The sequence below is a fragment of the Hymenobacter profundi genome, from assembly GCF_019334315.1.
In the GTDB taxonomy this organism is placed as follows: Bacteria; Bacteroidota; Bacteroidia; order Cytophagales; family Hymenobacteraceae; genus Hymenobacter; species Hymenobacter profundi.
Map to the genome: position 1 here is coordinate 1 of NZ_JAHWGL010000199.1, position 1400 is coordinate 1400.

The window sequence follows — 1400 nt, forward strand, 5'->3', positions numbered from 1 at the left end:
GCCAGAACGGCTAGCGTAGCAACGACTCGTTCTGGCTTGAGAAGGTCCTTCACTGCGTTCAGGATGACAATCAGAAACAACCAGTACCCTTTTTCGGGAAAAGACGTTAAGAGCAACACTTAACGTCTTTTCTTTTGTAGGACACGCTCATTTTCGCGTACATGACGCTACTCTATTCTCTGAAATTACCGGCTAAGGCGACGCTGTTGAGCGTGGGGCTAAGCCTGGGATTTCATTTCGCCGTTGCGCAGGAAGTGCCGCCGCGCACGCCTGTATACCCCGTTCCTGCCCCCGCCCCCTCCGATAGTGTTGGGATAAGCGAGGTAGGACAGGAGGCTGAAGCCCGCGAGTTTGCTGTGCCATCGGTTATTGGGATGGGACCCAGCAAAGGGATTGTGGCCCACATCGAACGTCTGAGCGACTTCCAGATCACGACCAAGACCAAAAGCAACACGGAGGGGGTAGCCGACGTGAACACGAAGACTACCGTCACTAAAAACAGTCGAGCCTTCATCAAAGCCTACGCGCCGCTGTGGAACCACCCACACCTGAAGGTGATTTTGGGCGTGAACTACGACCGCGAGGAGTTTCAGTTCAAGAACCCCGATGCCTCACCCTTCTACCGCAACCTGGAAGATAAGGGCCTGAAAACCCTGGGCGCTCAGCTGGCCGCCATTCGCCCCATTGATGAGGTGCATTGGTACTTGGCCCGCGTGAAGGGCGAGCTGAACGGCGACTACACCTCCGAGAGCAGCGACCTGAGCTTCAACGACTACCTGAAAATGTCGGGTGAGTTTATCTACGGCTGGAAGCGCAGTGCGCGGTTTGCCTGGGGCATTGGGGCGCAGCTGAGCTACACCTTCGGGCGACAGAGCATCTACCCGGTTATTCTCTACAACCGCACCTGGAACGAGCATTGGGGCGTGGAGTCGCTGTTTCCGGCCCGCGTCACGTTTCGGTACAACGTGAACGAGAAAACCCTGCTGCTGGGCGGCTACTCCGTGGATGGCCTCAACTACAATATCAAACTGCGCGAGCCCCTACCCAACAACAACCTCACGACCCTCATCATTCGCGAAACCGAGTTTAGGCCCCGTCTGCGCCTGGAGCGTGAAATCTACGATTTCCTGTGGTTTGGCATTGAAGGTGGCTACCGCTACAACGCCTCCTTCAACGGCTTCGATTACGATGGCAACCGCGGTTTCAGCCTGTTTCGGGCCGGTACCCGCCCCCGTATCATCGACAACACGCTGGGCGGCGCTCCCTACGCCAGCCTGGAAATCTTCATCGTACCTCCCCGTAAGCTGCTGAAGAAAACGATGGGGAAGTAAGGGTAGGAGGGTAGGAGGGTTGTCATCCTGAGCTTGCGAAGGACCTTATCACGTGAGAACAGTGGTCAT

General features: G+C 56.4%; 1 protein-coding gene. It reads left to right on the forward strand.

The window, feature by feature from the left end:
• Nucleotides 1–161 precede the first annotated feature (161 nt).
• Nucleotides 162–1331, forward strand: a complete 1170-nt coding sequence (locus KYK14_RS21860; RefSeq protein WP_185281560.1) for a DUF6268 family outer membrane beta-barrel protein — start codon at nt 162–164, stop codon at nt 1329–1331.
• Nucleotides 1332–1400: the final 69 nt, after the last annotated feature.

What these genes read in the sequence shown, in the direction of transcription:
- KYK14_RS21860 (WP_185281560.1), top strand. Translation starts at nt 162, where the DNA reads ATGACGCTACTCTATTCTCTGAAATTACCGGCTAAGGCGACGCTGTTG.